The organism is Acaryochloris sp. CCMEE 5410 (genome assembly GCF_000238775.2).
GTDB lineage: Bacteria > Cyanobacteriota > Cyanobacteriia > Thermosynechococcales > Thermosynechococcaceae > Acaryochloris.
This window is the reverse complement of sequence record NZ_AFEJ02000001.1, coordinates 2085675-2105983: the sequence shown is the minus strand read 5'-3', so window position 1 is coordinate 2105983 and position 20309 is coordinate 2085675. Positions and strand designations below refer to the sequence as shown.

The 20309-nt window shown below is 47.7% G+C and carries 21 protein-coding genes; 9 read left to right on the top strand and 12 right to left on the bottom strand.

The genetic code is table 11. From position 1 onward, the window contains the following. Positions 1 to 64: 64 nt before the first annotated feature. Complete coding sequence (locus ON05_RS09435; RefSeq protein ID WP_010475342.1) at positions 65 to 2362, bottom strand: ATP-dependent helicase; 2298 nt, start codon at positions 2360 to 2362, stop codon at positions 65 to 67. 108 nt (positions 2363 to 2470) lie between these two features. Next, positions 2471 to 3346 (bottom strand): polysaccharide deacetylase family protein, encoded by an 876-nt coding sequence (locus ON05_RS09430; protein ID WP_010475341.1) that lies wholly within the window; start codon positions 3344 to 3346, stop codon positions 2471 to 2473. A gap of 420 nt (positions 3347 to 3766) precedes the next feature. Here ON05_RS09430 and ON05_RS09425 point away from each other — a divergent pair, with 420 nt between their 5' ends. The 4 genes from ON05_RS09425 (at position 3767) to ON05_RS09410 (ending at position 9360) form a co-directional block, all read left to right on the top strand. Beyond that, complete coding sequence (locus tag ON05_RS09425) at positions 3767 to 4918, top strand: acyltransferase family protein (RefSeq protein ID WP_010475340.1); 1152 nt, start codon at positions 3767 to 3769, stop codon at positions 4916 to 4918. 305 nt (positions 4919 to 5223) lie between these two features. Next, on the top strand, positions 5224 to 6591 hold the full coding sequence (locus tag ON05_RS09420) for an APC family permease (RefSeq protein ID WP_010475339.1): 1368 nt from the start codon (positions 5224 to 5226) through the stop codon (positions 6589 to 6591). Between the two features lie 14 nt (positions 6592 to 6605). After that, the gene (locus ON05_RS09415) at positions 6606 to 7820 is read left to right on the top strand and encodes a hypothetical protein (RefSeq protein ID WP_010475337.1); all 1215 of its coding nucleotides are present in this window, start codon (positions 6606 to 6608) and stop codon (positions 7818 to 7820) included. 358 nt (positions 7821 to 8178) lie between these two features. After that, positions 8179 to 9360, top strand: coding sequence for a hypothetical protein (locus ON05_RS09410; RefSeq protein WP_010475335.1), 1182 nt, complete (start codon positions 8179 to 8181; stop codon positions 9358 to 9360). A gap of 4 nt (positions 9361 to 9364) precedes the next feature. On the opposite strand, the gene ON05_RS09405 is transcribed toward ON05_RS09410, so the two are convergent. The 4 genes from ON05_RS09405 to ON05_RS09390 form a co-directional block, all read right to left on the bottom strand. Then, positions 9365 to 9847 carry a nitrate reductase associated protein gene (locus tag ON05_RS09405; protein ID WP_010475334.1) on the bottom strand — a complete coding sequence of 161 codons (483 nt, stop codon included), beginning with the start codon at positions 9845 to 9847 and terminating at the stop codon, positions 9365 to 9367. A 4-nt stretch (positions 9848 to 9851) separates the two neighbouring features. Next, entirely contained in the window at positions 9852 to 10457 is a 606-nt protein-coding gene (locus ON05_RS09400; protein ID WP_010475333.1) for a molybdenum cofactor guanylyltransferase, read from the bottom strand. Between the two features lie 59 nt (positions 10458 to 10516). Then, on the bottom strand, positions 10517 to 11569 hold the full coding sequence (locus tag ON05_RS09395) for an anthranilate phosphoribosyltransferase family protein (RefSeq protein ID WP_010475332.1): 1053 nt from the start codon (positions 11567 to 11569) through the stop codon (positions 10517 to 10519). Positions 11570 to 11652: 83 nt separating this feature from the next. Continuing rightward, positions 11653 to 12582, bottom strand: coding sequence for a LysR family transcriptional regulator (locus tag ON05_RS09390; RefSeq protein ID WP_010475331.1), 930 nt, complete (start codon positions 12580 to 12582; stop codon positions 11653 to 11655). Between ON05_RS09390 and ON05_RS09385 the strand changes: the two genes are divergently transcribed. The 3 genes from ON05_RS09385 to ON05_RS09375 all read left to right on the top strand — a co-directional run bounded on the left by ON05_RS09385 (position 12581) and on the right by ON05_RS09375 (position 14376). Then, positions 12581 to 12898 (top strand): hypothetical protein, encoded by a 318-nt coding sequence (locus ON05_RS09385; protein WP_010475330.1) that lies wholly within the window; start codon positions 12581 to 12583, stop codon positions 12896 to 12898. The two genes, ON05_RS09390 and ON05_RS09385, sit on opposite strands and share 2 nt — an antisense overlap. 90 nt (positions 12899 to 12988) lie before the next feature. Then, complete coding sequence (tpiA, locus tag ON05_RS09380) at positions 12989 to 13714, top strand: triose-phosphate isomerase (protein ID WP_029315295.1); 726 nt, start codon at positions 12989 to 12991, stop codon at positions 13712 to 13714. 107 nt (positions 13715 to 13821) lie between these two features. Next, positions 13822 to 14376, top strand: a complete 555-nt coding sequence (locus tag ON05_RS09375; RefSeq protein WP_010475328.1) for a hypothetical protein — start codon at positions 13822 to 13824, stop codon at positions 14374 to 14376. A gap of 49 nt (positions 14377 to 14425) precedes the next feature. Here the strand turns inward: ON05_RS09375 and ON05_RS09370 are convergent, their stop codons facing one another. Next, complete coding sequence (locus tag ON05_RS09370) at positions 14426 to 16186, bottom strand: ABC transporter ATP-binding protein (RefSeq protein WP_010475327.1); 1761 nt, start codon at positions 16184 to 16186, stop codon at positions 14426 to 14428. A 365-nt stretch (positions 16187 to 16551) separates the two neighbouring features. Between ON05_RS09370 and ON05_RS09365 the strand changes: the two genes are divergently transcribed. Continuing rightward, the gene (locus ON05_RS09365; RefSeq protein WP_010475325.1) at positions 16552 to 17154 is read left to right on the top strand and encodes a M23 family metallopeptidase; all 603 of its coding nucleotides are present in this window, start codon (positions 16552 to 16554) and stop codon (positions 17152 to 17154) included. Between the two features lie 81 nt (positions 17155 to 17235). Here the strand turns inward: ON05_RS09365 and ON05_RS09360 are convergent, their stop codons facing one another. The 5 genes from ON05_RS09360 to ON05_RS09340 all read right to left on the bottom strand — a co-directional run bounded on the left by ON05_RS09360 (position 17236) and on the right by ON05_RS09340 (position 19757). Beyond that, positions 17236 to 17496, bottom strand: a complete 261-nt coding sequence (locus tag ON05_RS09360; RefSeq protein WP_010475323.1) for a chlororespiratory reduction protein 7 — start codon at positions 17494 to 17496, stop codon at positions 17236 to 17238. A gap of 5 nt (positions 17497 to 17501) precedes the next feature. Further along, the gene (locus ON05_RS09355) at positions 17502 to 18086 is read right to left on the bottom strand and encodes a tetratricopeptide repeat protein (RefSeq protein ID WP_010475321.1); all 585 of its coding nucleotides are present in this window, start codon (positions 18084 to 18086) and stop codon (positions 17502 to 17504) included. Positions 18087 to 18348: 262 nt separating this feature from the next. Next, a complete protein-coding gene (locus ON05_RS09350) occupies positions 18349 to 18642 on the bottom strand; it encodes a hypothetical protein (protein WP_010475320.1) in 294 nt (97 codons plus the stop codon). A gap of 20 nt (positions 18643 to 18662) precedes the next feature. Continuing rightward, entirely contained in the window at positions 18663 to 19253 is a 591-nt protein-coding gene (locus ON05_RS09345) for a DUF3177 family protein (protein ID WP_010475318.1), read from the bottom strand. Positions 19254 to 19331: 78 nt separating this feature from the next. Beyond that, positions 19332 to 19757, bottom strand: coding sequence for an alr0857 family protein (locus ON05_RS09340; protein WP_010475312.1), 426 nt, complete (start codon positions 19755 to 19757; stop codon positions 19332 to 19334). Between the two features lie 215 nt (positions 19758 to 19972). Between ON05_RS09340 and ON05_RS09335 the strand changes: the two genes are divergently transcribed. Beyond that, complete coding sequence (locus ON05_RS09335; protein WP_010475311.1) at positions 19973 to 20308, top strand: hypothetical protein; 336 nt, start codon at positions 19973 to 19975, stop codon at positions 20306 to 20308. The last annotated feature ends 1 nt before the right edge of the window (position 20309 follow it).

Sequence of the window (20309 nt, the reverse complement as noted above, 5' to 3'; positions counted from 1 at the left end):
CAAGAACAACGATCCTCATTTATGCTGTCTGTAGAAGCAGCATTTGATTCAGCATAGGTGGAGTTCAAATCCTGGACGGCGTTGAGTTAGGGGGGTGATCGGATTGGAATTGAGCCTGTAAGGGCCTCAGGACAGGACAAGGAGTCTGCTTGTCTAGCTTAGTTTGGCGTTGCCAGTCAAACCAGTTCCAATTGTAGGGGGCTTGTTGGGCTGCAGACATCCATAACAGTCGTTTGGCTCGGGTCATGGCAACATAGAGTAGACGAAATTCTTCTGCACGTTTAAGATCGCTAGCCCGTTGCCATGCCTCTTCCATATTCGGTAGTGGAAACTGCTTGTGGACATTAGCTCGGATTTGTGCGCGAGCCACTTCTGCCAAACTGAAAGGACCAAGGAATTGGCTAGGGGCAGGAATTCTTAGTTCCCCTGGAATAATGCGGGCATGTAGAAACGGCAGAAATACAAAATCCCAATCCAGCCCCTTAGCTTTGTGCATGGTAATGATTGTGAGTTGGCGAGGGCGCAAATATTGAGACTCAACATCTTCGACGTCAACGGGATCGAACCGTTCGGCACTGATGAGTTCTTGCAAAATGGGCAAGGTCGTTGTCATCGACGGTGCCCCTTGGGTTTGTTGTGCGAGTCGTGCTGCTAATTTATCGGCAGTGGCTAGCTCGGCGGGATTGTATTTCAGGGATAGGGCTAAAAAAGAAATCAGCCGATAATGGGGCAATTCCCACCGCGATCGCAACAGCTTGCAGCAAAAACTACTGGCTTCCTGCACCTGCTCCGACTGGGGTGGATCTAACGGGCCTGGATAGAGGAAAATTTCAGGTTGACTGGCTAAAGGATGGACCTCTTGGGCTGGGATGAGTTGCCGATCGACGAAAATTTGCAGGGCTGCTTTGAGGGTGTTGGGAGAATGGGGACGGGCCAAAAACTGCAAAATGGTCAGCATTTCAAAGGGAACTTGCGTCTGGCGGCTGCCACCTCCCACATCGAGGATTTCAATGCCATGAGCGGCTAGAGTCACCATTTGATCCGGGTGATTAAGACGCTCTGCTAGAAAGCTCCCTTGTTTATTTTCCCGAACTAGGATGGCTGCATTTGCGTCTGGGTGATCCGTCAGCAGTTGGCAGACCCGCTGGCCGATGAGATCAGCCGTTTGGTAAACATCTTCAGGTGTGTATATCTCTAGTCCTCGTCCTTCATGAGCTGGATTTGCGTTGGCTTGAGGATCGTGCTTGGTCACCGTTTGAATCGTCTGAGGTTGAAAGGGTTGTTCTTGTCCTGCTAACTGAGACTGATTGATCCAGTCCAGCATAAAATTAGCAGCCTGAATGATGATGGCAGAGCTGCGTCCGGCCTGATTCATGGTTGCTAATCGCTGTTGAGCCTGGCTCTGTTGACAGAAGTCTCGGAAGAAAATGGGATCGGCAGGGGTAAAGGTGGAGTTGATGGCTTGGTTGGGATCGCCAACGCGGACTAGATTGGGTTTTGCTTTGGAGGCCTCGTGACTAGCTAATCCGTTCAGTAAACGGAATTGGAGTGGGGTTGAATCCTGGGCTTCGTCTTCGAATACGGCAAAGACTTGTTTTTGCCAGACTTGGCGAGCGCTCTGGTTATCGAGCACCTGCAAAGCCGCTAGGATCATATCGTCATAGTCAATGAGCTGTTGAGCTTCGAGTAGTCGTTGGTATCGTTCGTAAAGACCAGCGGCAATGGCAAGTACAGATACCTCATCTTGCACCTGTTCGGCTAAAGCATAGAGCTGCTGAGGGCTGAGTCCCGAACTTTTGGCTTCACGAATTGCGATCGCAGCCAACTCCGGCAAACAATCCGATCTCAACACTGACTGCCGACGTAACCGCTCTGTTTCTTCTCCGTCAAAGGCTCCTCGAACCAGAAGCTCTTGGTACGCCTGAGGATGATCCGCCACCCATTGTTCGACGCATTGGCGCAAGAGGCGATGGTGGCGGTTGGGGGTAATCAGGGTGACTTGGTCTAAATGAATCCCCGAAAGTTGGGGATGACGGGAGGCAATATTGAGGGCTAACCCATGTAAGGTTTGCACGGTAAACCCACCTAAGGGCAGCTGTAGCTCGCGTAAATGTTTACGAACCTGTTGTTTGAGATGTGTTGCCGCTGAGCGAGTGAAAGTAACAATTACGAGCTGTTGGGCACGGTTGAGGTTTTTACGCCCAAGGGTAATCGCTGCAGCTACCGCCATGCCATAGGATTTCCCTGCGCCTGGGACAGCAGAAACAGCAAGCGGACCGGCTTGCCAATCTGCTAATTCTTGCTGCCCAGGCCTGAGAGAAGCCCGTAATTTAGCTATTTTTTGCTCTAAATCAATTACCAAGAGATGATAAATCGCTGGGGGTGAGCGTAGTATATCAATCTACTATTGCTCAACCTGCAAGATTCTGGGCAACAGGAAGGGGTTATCAGTGACTATCCAAGTCCCAAATTATTTTTTTGCCATTTCTAACAATTGGGGAATGGTCACTAGCCGATAGCCCTGCTGTCTGAGGCGAGTGATGATATGAGGCAATGCTTGGATCATTAGCTTTCGATCGCCACCGCCATCATGCATCAGCACAATGCCTCCCGGTGAAGCATTCTTGACAACGTTATCAATGGCTTGGTCAACCGTACCTCGATAGGTATCGTCCACCGTCCACATAAGCGTGACATACTTTTGGGCGCGAACATGGGCCACGAGTCCATTGTGCAGGAAGCCACCCGGTGGGCGGAAGAGAGAGGTTCTAAATCCGGTATGTTTCTCTATTTCCTCAGCAGTCCGTTGAATCTCGCGTTGAGCTAGCGCTGGCGGGTGATAACCATATTTATGACTCCAGGTGTGATTGCCAATGGCATGGCCTTCCTTGGCAACTCGCTTCAGTAACTTGGGAAAACGGCTGACATTACTACCTAAGACAAAAAATGTGGCTTCTACATCATGTTCTTTGAGGATATCCAGCATCTTGGCTGTTGTTTTGGGCCAAGGGCCATCATCAAAGGTTAGGGCAATCACTTTTTTGTTGGTGGGCAGTCTTACTCCATTAATAGTTAGTCCCTGAAATTTAACTGGGGGGTGATAATGGCGACGTTGTTTACGATCCATGTCGTCTATCTTTTTCAAGGCGAGACGAAATCCTGAATCAGACTCCGTGATCAACGTATTCTCTTCCAACCCACTGATATCTTCTGGAATGCCCCCAATGGAAACCTGATTCAACGTTGTTTGAAGAATGAGGGAGCCAACACCAAGGCACAAACAAGCTGCCGCCAACCCTGCGTACTGTCGGTTGACGACACGGACTCTTAAATTTTTACCAAACATTACTTGATTAACTGCAAACCCTTAGATAAAGCCAAACCATAGGTAAACCGTCAGTTAGAACTCGATCGGTAACGACTGGACGTTCAATGTGGCTGGCGTTTCACCTTCAAATCCATTTTTCCCTAAACAACTATGTAAATGACTCTTCTATTTCCTTCTTTTATAAAAAAATGGATAGCCTCGCTTCCATCGTAGCGAGTCTACTTTAGGGGGGCTAGAACTAATCTGAGATCTTCACTGTTCCTTAAGAATGATCACTACTGCAGAATGGTTCTAGGCTATAGGGCAGAAATCCTTAAAGAATGTGACTCTCTTTGTCTAGAGCAGGAACGAATACCAGTAGGATGTCTCTCAACGTGTAAATATTGCCCCTACTGCTCCACCTGCTAGATCATGATGGAGACGGCTACCCGACGATCTATGACCTATTCTTCTTCCTCGTCACGCTTTAGTTCCCTGGATGTGTTTCGGGGGATCGCCATTGCTGGCATGCTTTTGGTCAATAAATCAGGTTTAGTCAAAGAAGCCTATCCTCAACTCCTCCATGCCGATTGGCATGGCTGGACTTTGGCAGATTTGGTGTTCCCTTTCTTCTTAGTTGTTCTGGGTGCATCAATGGCGTTTTCCATGGCCAGACACACAGCTTCCTTGACTCAACCTAAACGGGCTGTCTACCTAAAAATCCTCCGACGTAGCGCTGTGCTGTTTGGATTGGGGTTATTTCTCAATGGGTTTTGGTCCTTTAACTTCAGTACGCTGCGGGTGATGGGAATTCTGCAGCGGATTAGCTTGACCTATTTAGCCTCTGCATTCGTCATCTTAAAGCTGCCCCGAAAGAGCCAATGGGGTCTAACAGGGCTGCTACTGGTGGGATATTGGCTGGCACTTTCGTTTATCCCGGTGCCAGAATTTGGACCTGGGAACTTGACCCGTACGGGTAATTTTGGAGCCTATATTGACCGTCTGATTATTGGTTCGTCCCACCTATACGTGGGGGATCAGTTTAATTCCATGGGTGATCCAGAAGGCTTGTTTAGTACTTTGCCTGCGATCGCAACCGTGCTACTGGGCTATTTTGCGGGAGACTGGATTCGGAAACGAGGTAGCGGTCTCAAGATTAAAACCAGTCGCCAAAGCTTGGCCCTGGCCTCCTATGGTTTGTTCAGCACAGGCTTGGGACTGTTATGGAGTATTTGGTTCCCCATTAACAAAAAGCTATGGACGAGTTCCTATGTCTTGTTTACCGTCGGCATTGCCCTGATTCTGCTAGCGGTCTGCTATGAGTTGATCGAAGTCCGACGCATCCGTCTCTGGAGCAAGCCTTTTGAGGTTCTAGGTCTCAATTCCATTGCAGTGTTTATGGCATCGGTGTTGGTAATTAAAGTCTTAGTCCTCACCAAACTGGGATCTGGAGAGGATGCTATCAACGCCTTTACGTGGTTATTTCAACATCTATTCTTGACGTGGGCGAGTCCAGATCTTGGGTCGTTCCTTTTTGCATTTCTGACCCTCTGTTTTTGGTGGATTGTGGCCTATATCCTTTATCGACAGCAGTGGTTCTTTAAGATCTGACCCCAAACTTCCATTTTTCACTATATTCAACGATTAGAATCTTCTTAATGGTCTCTTGGCCTTGAAATCCAGACCTTAAAAATTGAGGGGAGAGCGGTAGAAATGAATCGCCAAATCCTTAATTTGTGACTACGGTAAAAATCTTCCTACAAGCATTGTCAGATCCGCCCATACAGATGGGTACGCTTTGTCAGAACTCTGACCCGGATCACCGTTAACACCAGACAAACGGTGAATGTTCGGGGCAAGTAGCGTTCGCTAGCTTGTAAAAGATTTCTATCTACTGACAAGTTTTTCTGATATTTATGACCGGATTCAATCCATCTCACCCTGTCGACAGCGCGCCTGTCGCGGCCCCAGAGACATCCAGGCAAGTCACCCTGTTTACGGCAACGTGCTTGGTCATTGCCAATATGATTGGGATTGGGGTTTTCACCAGTCTCGGATTTCAAGTCGCAGGCATTCAATCGGGGTTTTCATTACTTTTTCTGTGGTTAGCAGGAGGCGTCTATGCCCTTTGTGGTGCTCTTGCTTATGGAGAACTCGGTGCATCCATGCCTCGGTCTGGCGGTGAGTATCATTTCCTTTCCCAGATTTACCATCCGGTCATAGGTTTCTTGTCCGGTTGGGTCTCGGTGACCGTTGGCTTTGCTGCACCGATTGCCCTGATGGCGATTGCCTTAGGCACCTATTTTGCCAAAGTATTTCCTACAGCGGATCCCACCATTATTGGCTTGGCTGTAGTTCTTCTCGTGACCTTGATTCACTCCCAAAATCTCAAATTGGGTAGCTCTTTTCAGCAGATCTTCACCTTGCTCAAAGTCCTGCTGATTGTGTTTCTAGTTGTCGCCGGGTTTGCGTTGGGGACGGGCCAAGAGATCAATTTCGCACCCACCCAAGCAGACCTATCTCAAGTTATGAGTGCCCCCTTTGCCATTTCTTTGGTGTATGTCACCTACTCCTACTCAGGATGGAACTCAGCGGTGTACCTAGCCAGTGAAGTCAAATCCCCAGAGAAGAACCTACCCCGTTCTCTTTTGTTGGGAACTGCCATTGTTATGGTTTTATACCTACTGATTAACTTTATTTTTCTCTACACCACCCCCATCGATTTGATGGCCGGGAAGCTAGAAGTCGGCTATATTGCTGCCGATCAAATCTTTAAGGGCAATCCCATTTTGGGGTTTCCTGGCGCTGAGCTGATGGCTCTATTTATCTCCTTGGGTTTAATCTCTTCCATTAGCTCGATGGTATGGGCGGGGCCAAGGGTAACCCAATCGATTGGAGAAGATATTCCTTTCTTTCAAGTCTTGGCCAAGAAGAATCGCAGTGGCGTTCCCTACTATGCGCTCTTACTTCAGCTCGCTATCGTGATTGCTTTAGTGATTATGAAGCAGTTTGAAACAGTGTTGACCTACTTAGAATTTACGCTGATCCTGTCTTCTTTTTTGACCGTGTTAGGTGTATTTGTGTCTCGCTTTCGGTTCCCAGACTTACCCCGACCTTACAAAACCTGGGGCTATCCCATTACCCCTTTAATCTTCCTCGCAATGAGTGTATGGGTTCTAGTGTTTTTACTCCAGCAAAAACCGATGGAATCCTTGGCAGGCTTAGGGACGATTCTTTTAGGCCTCCCGCTCTATTTCATTGCCTCTAAGCAGAAACTGGCATAGACCTCTCAACCATTATGAAAAATATGCGCTTATCCCTACTCTTAACGGCAGCCCTACTATTGGGCGGAGGACTCCAGTCCTGTGATTCCGCTAATCAGTCCACCACCGCGGCGAAAACAGAAACCGCTTCGGCCCCTTCAACCTCTCCCGAAGGCTCACCAGGGGAAACACCGACTACGCCTCAAATTGATGAAGCCAAAGCAGCGCGTTGGACGGATATTTCCAAGCTATTGGCAGGGATGAAAGTCGGTGATGATAGTGAGTTTAGTGAGGTGCAAAACCGGCCCACCTGGATAAGTCACCACAACTTTTTAGAAGATGCCTTCGGTAAGCTAGAAAATCAACAGCTGTCCAAGGTTCGGCAATGGGCAGCTACGGAGATTGCTGATTTGCATAACTCCACCCAACCGTTGTTTTACCCCTTTAGTGGCCCTGATATTCTCTATGCCAACACCTTTTTCCCCAAGGCCGAAGAATATGTGTTGATTGCGTTGGAACCCGTAGGGCCGCTGCCTGATTTTTCTCAGTTATCCCCCGACCAGCAAAACTTGAAGCTTTTAGAGGCTAAGAATTCGTTATTTGCCATCCTGCAATATAGTTTCTTTCGCACCAACGATATGAAGGTGGATTTGCAGAAACAAGGGGTGTTACCGGTTTTATTGGTATTTCTCGCTCGAACCCAGAACCGAGTATTGGATGTGGAATACATTGGCATTGATAGCAGTGGGACGGTTCAACCCACCGATGAGAAAGCTAAGGGGATGGTCCCTGGAGTAAAGGTGACGTTCACCGCAGCAAATGAGGAAAAGCCTCGGACTTTGTACTATTTCTCGACCGATCTCTCGGATGATGGTCTCAAGAAAACCCCTCAGTTGGCTCAGTTTGTCAACAATCTGGATCAACCGAATACTTACCTAAAAGCCGCGTCTTATTTGATGCACTATGACTCAGCCTTCAAACAAATTCGAGAGTTAACCTTGTCAAAGGCCACGAATTTATTACAGGATGATTCGGGCATGCCAGTGCGAGTGTTTGAGGATAATAAGTGGAATCTAACGTTTTACGGGAATTACACTGCACCTCGAGCGCCCTTTACGGCGGAAGAATACCAGACAGATCTCAATCAGATTTATCAGAAGAATGCCAATATTCAGCGGCTCAATTTTGGTATTGGCTATAACTTTGGGCCAAATGAGTCCAACTTGATGTTGGCTAAGGCAAAAAGCTAATCCAGTTTCACTCGCTTTCGTTGACCGTTATCCCTGATGCTTGGCTGAAATACTAGGTACTCAGGGATAACCTGTTCAACGGGACAGGGACAGTAGTACCAATCTCTTAGTGGGGCTATAGCCCTATTCTCAAGCTATCCCATAAGGATAAGCAGAGAGCCGATTCTAGTTCCCAAGGATAAGTGTGTCATCTACGGATGTAGGTCAACACTATCCTTCAGGCTTTAGTATTCCTTGCAATCTTCTTTCTTTGAGGATCAACGGCTGAGGTGTAGCTGCAGTCCCCAAGGACAAAGACTGATTGAGTTGTCAATAAAATTGCTATCGTAGATATTCACCACATTTCATTCCTGCACCTATGAGCCTTAACTTTGCATACCTTGCAGGTGGTAAATTACACCTCAAATTAGGCGATGACCCTGTTCGAACGATTGATAGCCAATTTGGGCAAGAGGTACAGGACCGGACCCTAAAACGTCAGCAGCGAAATGCTTGGAAGGATAAAAATCCTATGGCAGGCATGATTCCCCAAGCGTTCTTACAACAAATGGAAGCGATGGGAGAGGCCAAACTCCCCGTTGCCATCCGATCCGTCAGTCCTTGCAGCCCAGGTCAATTGCTTTATACTCTGGCCGTGGGGGATGTGACTGGTGTGTTTACCTTAGATGCTGCGCAAGACCAAGAACAGCGTCTATTTCATAATTCCGATTTTGCGGTTCAGCATTTGAACGTTCATCCCCAAAAAGATGAGTTTGCTTGTACCGTTATGCACAAAGATGGTTCTGCCAATATCGCAGTGATGCCGATTGATGGGGCCAGACCCAAAGAGATCACTGCCGGTGACTCTATTGATTTGGCACCCCAATGGCTGCCTGGGGCTCAAAAAGCGTTGGTTTTTCAGTCTGCCGGTATTGCCCGCAACTCAGAAGGGTTCGTCCTAGAGCAAAGTCCTTTTTCGATTGAACAATTGGATTTTCAGTCAGGAGAAATGACCACGGTAGCAGAGAGTGACCAATTTGATTTGCTCGCTCCCAAGATGGTAGCGGATGGCTCGCTGTATTACATTCGGCGCCCCTATCAAACTAGCCAAAAGCGGTTGAATATCTTGACCCTGCTCAAAGATATTCTTCTGATGCCGTTTCGACTCATTCAGGCGCTTTATGAATGGCTCAATGTCTTTACCCAGACCTATACGGGGAAGCCATTAGTCAAGCCCGGTCAGCCCAAAATACAGGCAAAACAAGACTTGCTGATTTGGGGCAATATCATCAATACTGAAGCCGAAGCAGAGAAAAATCGCCGATTTGGAGATCAAGACTCACCTGCCCTCGTACCCCGATCTTGGCAACTGGTCTGTCAGCGCCCAGATGGTGAGGTTCAGGTAATTGGAGATGGGGTCATCTCCTATGATGTTGATGCTAATGGCGGTGTGGTTTATACCAATGGCAGCGCTATTTATGCGACCCATCCAGGCGGGGTGCCCAAGCGACTATTACGAGATCGTCCCATCGAACAAGTGGTATTGATTGCAGATCAGTAGGGGGCTAGGCCAATTGGAATTCCTTTAAAGCTGGCTCGAAGTTTTTGTTCTCATGGCTGGGGCGACTGAGCTTGATTAAAGCAAATCGCTGCAGGGGACTGAGACCTTTCCACTGTTTGAGGCTAATGGTGGCCTTGCAGGATTTGGCTTTTGCAACTAGATCAGATGGGATCTTGGTTTCATCGAGCCAGGGTGGATTTTCATCAACCGGGACTTCAGCAGCTTCTGTTTCTGAATACATAAAGATCAAATCTTGGAGAAATTCCCGATAGTCCTCGATCTCATCTTCAGAGGAACAGGGCTGAAAGGTGAATTGTTCTCGTTCATCTTCACTAAATTGATTCCACTGGGCAAGCTTGAGTTTGATGCCACAGGTGTCAAGCTTGAAGCGGACAGCCATGGGGATACAGCGTAAATCATCGATAAACTCTTGCTCAAACTGAAAAAAGAGACTATCTTCGGCAGGAAAGTCTGGTGACGTAGACATGGTACTAAACCTCAGATGGGATTAAATCGTGGGGAGTGTTGCAATTCCATAACATGGCTTGGGATTGGGCATCTAGGGCAATTTTCTGGGCTGGAAGACGGGATAGCCAATCCTGGAAAGATTGCCCGCCTTGTTGGATAAAGGACTGCAAAGATGACCGGCTTTGATAATGGTAGAACCCACACAGGGGCTGCCATTGCTCAGGCTGATGGGGGACTAGCGCTAAAGCTTGGGTATCCGGCAATAAGGTTAACCATTCCCTGAGAATATCTGGACGGAGGAGGGGCAAATCACATGCTAGCAGAAGTACCCATGTTGTTTGGAGTTGATTCAAGCCTGCTAATAGTGCTACTAAGGGGCCTTGGTCAGGTGGGTGTTCCTGTAAAACAATGCAGGAAGACGGTATCACGGGTTGATAGCGTTCAGGCCAAGGGGTGAGTACATAAACGAGATCGCAGCACTGCAGGGCAGCGCGACAAACTCGCTGGAGCATTGGGACACCCTGCCAATAGAGCAACGCTTTATCCGACCCCATGCGTCGACTTCGTCCCCCTGCCAAGACTAGACCAACAATATAATTCTGTTGCGTGAGGGATGTTGGCTGGTTCATAGCGTTTTGAATGGGGCAAAACCGATGATGATGGAGGGGAGAAAAATTTCTCCATTCTTTTACAGGTCTGCTAGGAATGCCTGGACTTGGGTAAGGGTTTGTTTGGCTGTCCCATTGGTTAATAGGTTTTCTGCTGCTTGCAGTCCGTCATTCAAGCTGGAGCTAATCCCCACATGCCAAAGATAGAAGCCTGCATTCCATAAGACGGCAGGCATCAATTCGCAGGTTTGGCCGTTTAAGACGGCATGTAGTTGTTCTAGCAGTGCTTCAGTGGAAGTGTAGGGGATTTCAGGTCCTCCGAGATCATAATCTCGAGCCGAGAGGATTAAGCGTTGCCAGTTTAGTTCGGATGAGGGGTGATTGAGACCGAGTATTGCTTTGCGATCGCGGGGCAAATCACAACTCCCTTCCAATCCCTTGACCGTGGTGAAATGGTCCATCCCTCTCAAGGCCAAAGCCTCCCGCATCATATTTTCCGTAGGGGGATGGACAAAACCTGTAATCAAATGATGTTCCCCTAGGTAGGGCTGCCAGAGTAGCTCCGTGGTCGCTAGAGGCGGACGCTTCCCCACTTGATCCCTAAACTCCACCATGCCTTGGGCTAACGGAAACTGCTCCGGCAGATAGATAAAACCGAGGCCACATTTGGATAGAACATGATGGATTTGAGACAGATATCGATGGGACCAATCCACTCCTAATCCCTGCCACAGATCCACCAATGGTACGCCATACTTGGTGGGCATCCGATCTCCACCATGCAGCAACACCGGACAGCCAGAGGCGGCCAGAACCAGGGCAGTTATGGGTAAGACGGGAGCCGTGCGGGAGCGCCCATCGTAGGGAACGCTAAACACGATCACGGGAGAGGACGCAGATACAGCGGGTAGGGTCGGACCGAGCTGTTCATAGGCGTCCAAAAAACCGGCTAACTCAATTCCCGTGGGTCGTTTAATGCGGTGCGCAATCAAAAAAGCCCCAATTTGAGCAGGTGTGGCTTCTTGCTGCAACATCATCGCCAGGGCGGTTTGGGCTTCGATTCTGGTTAAATCTTTACTGGTATGCCTCCCACTGCCGACTTTTTTTAAAAATTCTCTAAAAATCTGACTCATGGCTGTTTACTTTGCCAACTCTAGAATCAAGGGTCACCTTGATACTTGCGTAGCAATTTACCCACATCTCCTCTTAATGGGCTTTATGGAATATTGGAGATGAATGAATCATGAACTAAACGTCGAAAATTAGCAATAGGTGGAATTAACAAGCGGTCCTGAGTGGTCACCATCACAACTTCGCGAGTCAGGTTTAATGGTGGATCCATATCCTTGGCTTCAGGGGCAGCCAAGTCTCGAATCGCCAGGGAGGGATCGTTGAGAGAATCGACTAAAGCCCCCCTAGGTAATAGAGAAATCATTTCTCCTTGGCGAATGACGCCTCGAAAGGCATCTAGGGTATTGAGTTCAAGGACCGCTTTCAGATCTAGACCTTGGCTTTTGAACTGATCCTGCACCAACCGCTGCATCCCATACCCATCTTTGAACATGACTTGAGGGAATTTGGCTAACTCAGGCCAAGGCACAACGCCGTGAGATGCTAAAGGATGTTCTGAAGACATCAGAACTTGAATGGGTTCGTTGTACAACCAGTCAACAACATTTTCTGAGCGGCTTGTGAGTAACGGATTATTCATCACAATGGCTAAGTCAACCAAACCATCCTGGAGAACTTTCAAAGAACGGTCGCTCCCCAAGGAAGTGACCCTCAATTGGACTTCCGGATAGAGCTGGCAAAATTTCTGGAGCACCGGCGGTAAGTAATGGGCACAGACGGAATGAATTGCCGCAACGCAGAGTTCAGGCTGTTTACCGGCTCGGAGATCATTGATCTCCTGGGTGGCATCTTGCCATTCGGTCAAAATTTTACGCACATGGGGGAGGAGCTGATCCCCTGCCAAAGTGAGTTTGCTTTGAGCACCGCGATGTAAGAGGGGGAGCCCTAGTTCAGATTCCAGTCCTTGAATTTGCCGACTCACGGTTGATTGGGTCACCCCACATTTCTTAGCCGCTTGTTGGAAACTCCCTGTTTGGGCTACCGATAAAAATGCTTGCAGTTGCTCGAGCCGCATGAAGTGTAGTCTAGATTACAGTCATGAGAGCACAGTAACGAATTTGGCCCGGCTATTCGGTAAGAAACGATACAACTTCGGTATTCTTTTTAGCGAAAGTGAATTCCCATATGGCTTTAGGCATCGTTCGAAAGTGGACGGATGGCTGAATGTTGAGCGTCTTATTTGGGATGTCTGCCATAATGCTGGAGCAGATCCTGTTGACTGGAACAGCAGCATTGGCTGCCTATGTCTTAGGCAGATTCATCTGGTGCCTGCCACGGAAATAATGGCTAAGACCATACAGGAACACAACGGTCCATATGCAGCCGGGTAAGGGTTCGATCCCTCAGTCCTAGTAATGCGTCACCCAAGCCCTTACACTTAATAGTGCATTAACTTTAATCGAAACTTAGATAAAACTACCGTGCGAAAAATTGTGATCGCAGGCAACTGGAAAATGCACAAAACCCAGGCAGAGGCCCTGGAATTTTTGCAAACCTTTCTACCCCTGCTACAAGATACCCCTGAAGATCGAGATGTGATTCTCTGTGCACCTTTCACCACATTGACGGCCCTCTCTAAGAACTTACATGGCAGTCGGGTGCAAGTCGGGGCGCAAAATATCCACTGGGAAGACACCGGTGCTTTTACGGGCGAAATCTCTGGGCCGATGCTGCTGGAAACTGGGGTTCGTTATGTCGTTATCGGTCATAGTGAGCGTCGCCAGTTTTTTGGTGAAACGGATGCCACCGTGAATCAGCGACTCAAGGCCGCTCAAAATCATCGCCTGACTCCCATTCTCTGTGTTGGTGAATCAAAGGCGCAGCGGGATGCCAACGAGACCGAAGCGGTTATCTTTGAGCAGCTTGAAAAAGGTCTGGTGGGGGTTGATCAACAGAACTTAATTATTGCCTATGAACCCATTTGGGCTATTGGTACAGGAGACACCTGCGCCAGTAGTGAGGCCAATCGGGTGATTGGCTTAATCCGTTCTCGTTTAACCAACTCTGATGTCACCATTCAATATGGCGGTTCGGTTAAACCGGATAACGTGGATGAAATCATGGCCCAGCCAGAGATAGACGGTGCCCTAGTGGGTGGTGCTAGTTTGGCGGGAGACGGGTTCGCGCGGATCGTTAATTATCACTAAGGATCAGGGGTTGAAAGGCATGGTATTGCTCTCCAGATATCCGGAGTCATCTCTATCTGGGCATTGAAGATACCGGTCATTTGATTTTGAGTCGCTAGACTAGGGGTATGGCTAAGAAAACCATCCGAGCGACTCTTCTCAAACTAGGCGCAGGTCTAACGGTCGTTACCGTGCTGACAGCGATTGTGTTGGGTCCTTCTCTGACCGTGCAGGGTGTTCCTGTGGGGATTATTCTTAAGTTTTTGCAAGATGGGCGGGCTCGAGAAGCTTATTTCTCTGATGATAAGCAGGGCTTACATACTCGCCTACAGGAACTGGATGTTGAAGCAGAAATTAAAGCGTTTTACCGACCGCAAATCCCAGATGAAGTCCAATTAGATCAACATATCCACCAGATCTTTTATGACACTGCAGGGTATGTGGGCAAAGCCTATCAAGTCAATGCTCAAGGTACTTTGGTCTTAATTGATCGCCAGTTTGAAAAATGGTATCCCTTGGCTTACCAAGCGGGTGTGGTGGTTGATAGTGTTTATAAAGATGATACCCACTATGTTGTGGGGCCAGATGGTATCACTGCTCCCTATAAACAAGTGGCGCAGCTATTTCCCATTCCGACTCTCAAAGAATTAATCAAATTGAAATCAAAACAATCCCTTTTGTAGGGGAACGCAATAGGCTAGCCGGATGGGTTGAGCCAAGGGCTGGGATCTATTACAGCTGCTCTTCCAGTTTCTGCTTATTCCATAGGGTTTGGTACAGACCCGGTTCTTGGACGAGATGATTATGAGTGCCGATTTGGACAATCTCGCCTTGATCCATCACCAAGATCTGATCTGCGATCGCAGCAGCTGACAATTGATGAGAAATAAACACCACGGTCTTGCGCTGAGTGCCGCTTGATAGGTTATTCAGGATTTCCGTGGCCGTTTGATTGTCCACACTAGACAGGGCATCATCCAAAATCAGAATAGGAGCATCTACTAACAATGCTCGCGATAGGGCCGTTCGCTGGCGCTGTCCTCCAGATAACGTAATGCCCCGCTCCCCCACAATCGTCTTATACCGCTGGGGAAAGTTCAAAACCTCATCATGGATTTGTGCTTGTTTGGCCACATATTCCACCTCGGACGCATCACTAAGGGGATTGCCATAGCGAATGTTGTTTTTGAGACTCGTACTGAAGAGGAAACTATCTTGGGGCACATAGGCAATTGCATTCCGCAAGTCGCGCAAATGGACTTGAGTGACATCATGACCATCGACAAAGAGTTGCCCAGCCGAAATATCTAATAGACGGGGTAAGGCGTTCGCCAGGGTCGATTTCCCTGAGCCCACGGGGCCGACAATGGCGACGGTCTCTCCGGGCTGAATTTGAAAGCTGACCTGTTTTAAAGAAGGAGTAGCCGCGCCGGGATAGTTAAAGGTTAGATTTTTTGCAGTTAATTTGCCTTGAACATGTTCTTGATCTAACCGTTGGGATTGGTCTGTATTTTGAATATGAGGTTCTACCCCCAGAATAGTTTCAATGCGGTCGATACTGACTTCTCCCCGTTGGTAAGCAGTAATGGTGAAGCCCAAAAGGGCTGTGGGGAAAATGAGCTGCTCAACATAGAGCAGCAGGGCGACAAAGTCACCGACGCTAATCCCACCAGATGGAATCGCCCGACTTCCAAACGCCAAAAGCACTAGCAAACTAATACTGGCCATGCCTCCTAAAACAGGAAATAGAATATTCCGGGTCTTGGCTAGCTTTAGATTGGCAGTTAATAAGGCTTGATTCAAATGTTGAAACTCGGACTGTTCATTGGTTTCTTGGGCATAAATTTTAATGAGAGAAATGCCACTCATATCTTCCTGAACCAGCTCACTCATATTGGAGAGTGCCTGTTGCACGGCTAATTGCTCACTACGTAGACGATGGCTAAAGAATTGCACTAACAGCATGATCAGGGGATACACAGCGATGGCAGTCAGACTCAACACTGGGTCGATTGCCAGCATGACTGGCAGCCGTAAGGCATAGGCAAATAAGGTGTTGGCCAAGCTTAGGACCGCGAAGCCCACTAGACGACGAATATTATCCACGTCGCTGGTGGCGCGGTTGATGAGGTCACCTGCAGTGTTTTCGGCGAAGTAAGACGGCTCCAAAGATAGGAGATGTTCAAACATTCGCTGCTTTAGATCGAATTCGACTTGCCGGCCTGTCCCAAATAACAGAATTCGGGAGGCCATGCGGAAACACCACATAATTGAAGCGAGACCCGCAATGACTAAAATGTTGCGAAGGATGGGACCAAAGCTAAAGGCAATCTCTAAGTCATCAATGGCATTGCGGATCAGCAGGGGTAAGTAAGTCCCTAGGCCATTGACAATAAACAGAGCCAAAATGCCCAAGAAGACACTCTGCCAATGGGGTTGAAGATATTGAACTAACTTGTGGAGTCGAGAATACTTACCGGTTGTCTTAGCCATTGCTTCAGTCTAACCTTGCCGGTCTTTTACTTCACAAAAGACCGACTATTTCCGAGTATGGAGGACGTCTCTGGGGATGGGATCCTTAGGATTGCAATATTCTCTAAGAAGAAGTGCATACTGAATCAAGCTTGAGACAAGACGGAACTGGGTACTCATTAGAGTAGTCATTAAATCGAAGGTCTGGCTCAAAGTCATCCAAGAAAGGTTGTATTTGTGTCATTTGGTCAGCAATTGGGCTGACCAATATTGACAGATGCTAGGCATGACGCTATAAGAGAGTTCATGTTTTCTTTATTGTTATTGTTCATTAGTAGACCATTGCCGGTTGGGCAAGTTGGGGTCATTTGCAAAGGAGTTCCGCAATGAAACGCAACCGCTGGTTATTCGCCGTTGGTGCAAGTGTCGTTGGATTAAATGTATTAGCCGCTATGGGGCCAAAAGCTGTAGGTAATCAGCCCCCTCAAGTTGCAGTGGGTACTTCGATCTGGCGCAATGGCTCTTTCCCGGTGGAAAATTTCCAGGGATATACGTCTCCATTTGGCTATCGCTCATCGCCAACGGGTGGTTATTCAACAGAATTTCATACCGGCCTTGATTTTGCAGCGCCCAATGGTAGCTATATTCGCAACTGGTGGTCTGGACGTGTGATCAGAGTGTCAGACAATACGGCTTGTGGCACTTCTGTTCGTGTGCAGTCTGGCTCTTGGGTCCATGTCTATTGCCATATGAAAGGCTATGTTGCCAGAGATAGCGGAGGCCCTTACGTTGTTGATGGTGGATTGCGAATTCGCCAAGGACAAACGGTAAAAGCTGGCCAACGCATTGGCCGGGTTGGTATGACCGGACGGACGACGGGTCCCCACCTTCATTGGACGCTCAAATACCAAGGCAAGCTTGTGGATCCAGCTGCCGTACTTCGAGCGATGCATCGTGCTCAGCGAGGCTCTATTAGTCAAAAGCTGTAGTAATCAGCCCGCTTAGCATAAGCGAGGTTCTAAACCGACTGAATCAATGACCCAGCAGAGTGGTTCTGCTGGGTCATTTGTCTATTTTTCTAAACGAACAACATACCACTGCAAAAATTCACCTGGACCTAAATCAAGCTCACATCCAGTAGATGCCAGATGCTTTGCTTGTTCAGAAATGCCGGAAATGTTTTGCAGATCTTGAGGAAGGTCCGCTTGCTGAGTGGACAACACGGACTCTAGTTTGGCGAGTAATTCTGCCGCTGTTAAAAACTGTTCTGGCTGATTAGTTTCCAGAACGACGTACATATCATCATCGCCATACATGATGGGATCAGGCATTAGACTTATCCCGAAACCGCAACTTGCTTACGGAGAGATCGAGAACGGCGCTTGGCTGTATCGTTTTTCGGATCTTGGGATAATACCTCATCATAAGTATCTAGGGCTTGGCGCATCAGCTTTTTGCGTTCATAGGCATGGGCCAGGTTATTCATGGCCACTAGATAATCTGCTTTACACTTCAGGGCTTCTTTATAGTTCCGAATGGCTAAATCAAACTGTTCTTGGCCGAAGTAGGCATAGCCCAGAGCGTTATATAACGGAGCCAAAGGTTCTATGATAGGGGAGTTGTCTGTTGTCTCAGTATCGTCTTCCTCTGAAGGAAGAGCGCCAAGTTCATCTTCAGCCGCCTTCAGTGCCTTTTTGAGTTGAGTAACCGCTTGGACGAAAAGTTTTTTCTGTAAATAGATACTGCCTAGCTCGAAATATTCTTCGACCGTACCAATATCTTTTTTGAATTTGGTTTCGAGCTTGGAAATGGTGAGTTCATTCTTGCGTGTTCTGAGGACTTGGCGAAACACAAACCACCCTGCGAAGCAGAGTAAGACTAAGAAAAGTGTCAAATAGAGGGTTGCTAAAGAATTATCCATTGTCGTTTGATTTCAACAGTTCCTTGATACAGTCTTGATATCTTTCCAGACTATCAAACTCATCAATTATCTTGTATCTGTGAAGGGGGTGAGGTAGATAGGGATAGATGAGTGGAGCTATGGTGCCTCAAAATAAGGCCAGGTCTGTATTTTTACAAGGTTACATCAGCTCTGTGAAGTGTAGATGTGAGCATCATGAGAGCCACATTTTGTAACATCGACGAAGGAGTGAGGCTGTAATGGTCCCAAGATTCATTCGAGGCTATAAACCTAGTTCTGTTAAGTGCTTCAGAAAGTCTTCCCAAGACAGATCCTGCTGTAAATATTGTGGGTTAGCTGGATCGTAGGGACCCTGTAGTCGGTCAATCGAGAGAATATTGGCATCCGCAGGCAAGACAGGGATATCAATATCAAATGCAGTGGGTCGCATTAGTGAACTGGAAAAGCCTCTAAAAATGGCGATTTCATCCGACTCGCCGGCAACTTCGGCTTTGACAATCAATACCTCTTGAGGATGTTGAAGGGTATATTGTTCTAACCTATCCCCGATAGTCATAGCTACGCGTCAGAATGGGATCAATAACCTGTGGCGGAACGACCCTGTTTGGACAGGCGGAAGAGCAAAAAATAGCCAAAATAAAAGCCGTAGAGAATTAACGCGAGGGTCGCTAAGATGTTAATTCGGCTGACACCAGAGCTAGCATGGACAATCGATGAAAATCCATAGGCAGGCTCTAGCCAAACTTGGCATTGATCCGTTGCGATCGCAGTTTTGGAACCTGCACAGCCTAAAGATGGCGATAATGCTGCTGCAGAGATCAGGCAAAATAGGGTGGTTGCCCAGCGCCATGAAGTTAGGGCTAGCTTTAACTTGCCGCGGCGGTCATCAATTTCTTCATTCAAATCCACCCAAAACCAGAGACTGGCTGGAACCAACAGCAAAGCTAGAAAAAGCGTCACAAAACTGAGGGGGACTTGAGCCATCATTAAATACATGGTGATGAGTAATAAACTGGCAACTCGCCAGTAGATGACCAAAAGTCGGCTAATGGGTTGAGCATTTTCAATAATGGCCCAAACCAGTAAACCAAAAGGGAAAAACACTAAAAAGACGAGCGCCAGTCGGCAATCTGTCCATACTAGCGTTCGTAACATTTCAATGGACATAAATTTCTCAAACGTTGGTTCAGCATATCTACTCTACCCAGAATTGGTCCCTTAAAAGTCAATCGGCTGGGGGGACTTCTAGGGTGAGGCAACGGGTTGGTAAGTCCATAGCTCTTCAATTTGCTCTTCAATTTCAGTAGTGAGGGAGGTGAAAAATACACCTTCCTCGGCATCAGGATGGTGGGTCAACCAAACACCCCGCATAATGACTTCGATATCATGGTTGATGAAATCTGAAGGCGCTATTGATTCTCTAGATAAATCTGAGAGGGACTCTTGGGTGCTTAGAGAAACTGCATCACAATTCCCTTGAGTCAGTTCAAAAGCCAACGCTCGAACCTCGGGAATCTCAGAAGGCACAATCAAAGAGACAAAGCTAGGTTCCATATGGATGGGCTGGGCAGATCGCATGGCCAGGACAACGCGTCGATTGATCACGTCTTCAATTGGATCGGCAACGGACTCTAAAACAGTGCCTTGCTTACCATAGTTAAATTTCAACATGCCCTATAGTCCCCGCTAAATGGATAACCCAACTCCCTGAAACTGATCGAAAACTGACTATTATTAGGGCTAACCCTAAACGTTTAACTTTATTAAACTCAGCATGTAGATGCTTTTTAACATTCACTTGTAGCCTAATGCGGTAATCAGGTCAAATATACTACAATCGTAGTACAATTTGTCTACGTTGTTTAGCTTATTTAGAGGAACTGTAAATGTCTGTCACTCATTCCGTCCCTACCACTGAGATGCAAGTCACCAGTATTCGGTTGGAGCGAGAATTGAAGGATAAACTAAAGAACCTCTCTGGCCACCAGGGCTATCAGGCACTGATTCGCGATATTCTTTGGAACTATGTTCAGCAAAAGTCGGGAGAATTTACCCCAACCGTTGAACGGTCACAGATCTCTGCATCATTTCCTGCTACAGCTCAAACAGACACCCGTTGTGCCTTAACAGGTAAAGCGATTCGCTCTCAAGAGCCTATTCAACTGGGATTAACAACAGAAGGGGTATTGATTCCCCTCAGCTCAGGGAGCTTGTCGGCATAAG

Bases quoted from the DNA above. Each gene is read 5' to 3' on its own strand.
- ON05_RS09430 (WP_010475341.1), bottom strand. From the start codon at position 3,346: ATGTTTGGTAAAAATTTAAGAGTCCGTGTCGTCAACCGACAGTACGCA.
- ON05_RS09425 (WP_010475340.1), top strand. From the start codon at position 3,767: ATGACCTATTCTTCTTCCTCGTCACGCTTTAGTTCCCTGGATGTGTTT.
- ON05_RS09420 (WP_010475339.1), top strand. From the start codon at position 5,224: ATGACCGGATTCAATCCATCTCACCCTGTCGACAGCGCGCCTGTCGCG.
- ON05_RS09415 (WP_010475337.1), top strand. From the start codon at position 6,606: ATGAAAAATATGCGCTTATCCCTACTCTTAACGGCAGCCCTACTATTG.
- ON05_RS09410 (WP_010475335.1), top strand. From the start codon at position 8,179: ATGAGCCTTAACTTTGCATACCTTGCAGGTGGTAAATTACACCTCAAA.
- ON05_RS09405 (WP_010475334.1), bottom strand. From the start codon at position 9,847: ATGTCTACGTCACCAGACTTTCCTGCCGAAGATAGTCTCTTTTTTCAG.
- ON05_RS09400 (WP_010475333.1), bottom strand. From the start codon at position 10,457: ATGAACCAGCCAACATCCCTCACGCAACAGAATTATATTGTTGGTCTA.
- ON05_RS09395 (WP_010475332.1), bottom strand. From the start codon at position 11,569: ATGAGTCAGATTTTTAGAGAATTTTTAAAAAAAGTCGGCAGTGGGAGG.
- ON05_RS09385 (WP_010475330.1), top strand. From the start codon at position 12,581: ATGAAGTGTAGTCTAGATTACAGTCATGAGAGCACAGTAACGAATTTG.
- ON05_RS09390 (WP_010475331.1), bottom strand. From the start codon at position 12,582: ATGCGGCTCGAGCAACTGCAAGCATTTTTATCGGTAGCCCAAACAGGG.
- ON05_RS09375 (WP_010475328.1), top strand. From the start codon at position 13,822: ATGGCTAAGAAAACCATCCGAGCGACTCTTCTCAAACTAGGCGCAGGT.
- ON05_RS09370 (WP_010475327.1), bottom strand. From the start codon at position 16,186: ATGGCTAAGACAACCGGTAAGTATTCTCGACTCCACAAGTTAGTTCAA.
- ON05_RS09365 (WP_010475325.1), top strand. From the start codon at position 16,552: ATGAAACGCAACCGCTGGTTATTCGCCGTTGGTGCAAGTGTCGTTGGA.
- ON05_RS09360 (WP_010475323.1), bottom strand. From the start codon at position 17,496: ATGCCTGATCCCATCATGTATGGCGATGATGATATGTACGTCGTTCTG.
- ON05_RS09355 (WP_010475321.1), bottom strand. From the start codon at position 18,086: ATGGATAATTCTTTAGCAACCCTCTATTTGACACTTTTCTTAGTCTTA.
- ON05_RS09350 (WP_010475320.1), bottom strand. From the start codon at position 18,642: ATGACTATCGGGGATAGGTTAGAACAATATACCCTTCAACATCCTCAA.
- ON05_RS09345 (WP_010475318.1), bottom strand. From the start codon at position 19,253: ATGTCCATTGAAATGTTACGAACGCTAGTATGGACAGATTGCCGACTG.
- ON05_RS09340 (WP_010475312.1), bottom strand. From the start codon at position 19,757: ATGTTGAAATTTAACTATGGTAAGCAAGGCACTGTTTTAGAGTCCGTT.
- ON05_RS09335 (WP_010475311.1), top strand. From the start codon at position 19,973: ATGTCTGTCACTCATTCCGTCCCTACCACTGAGATGCAAGTCACCAGT.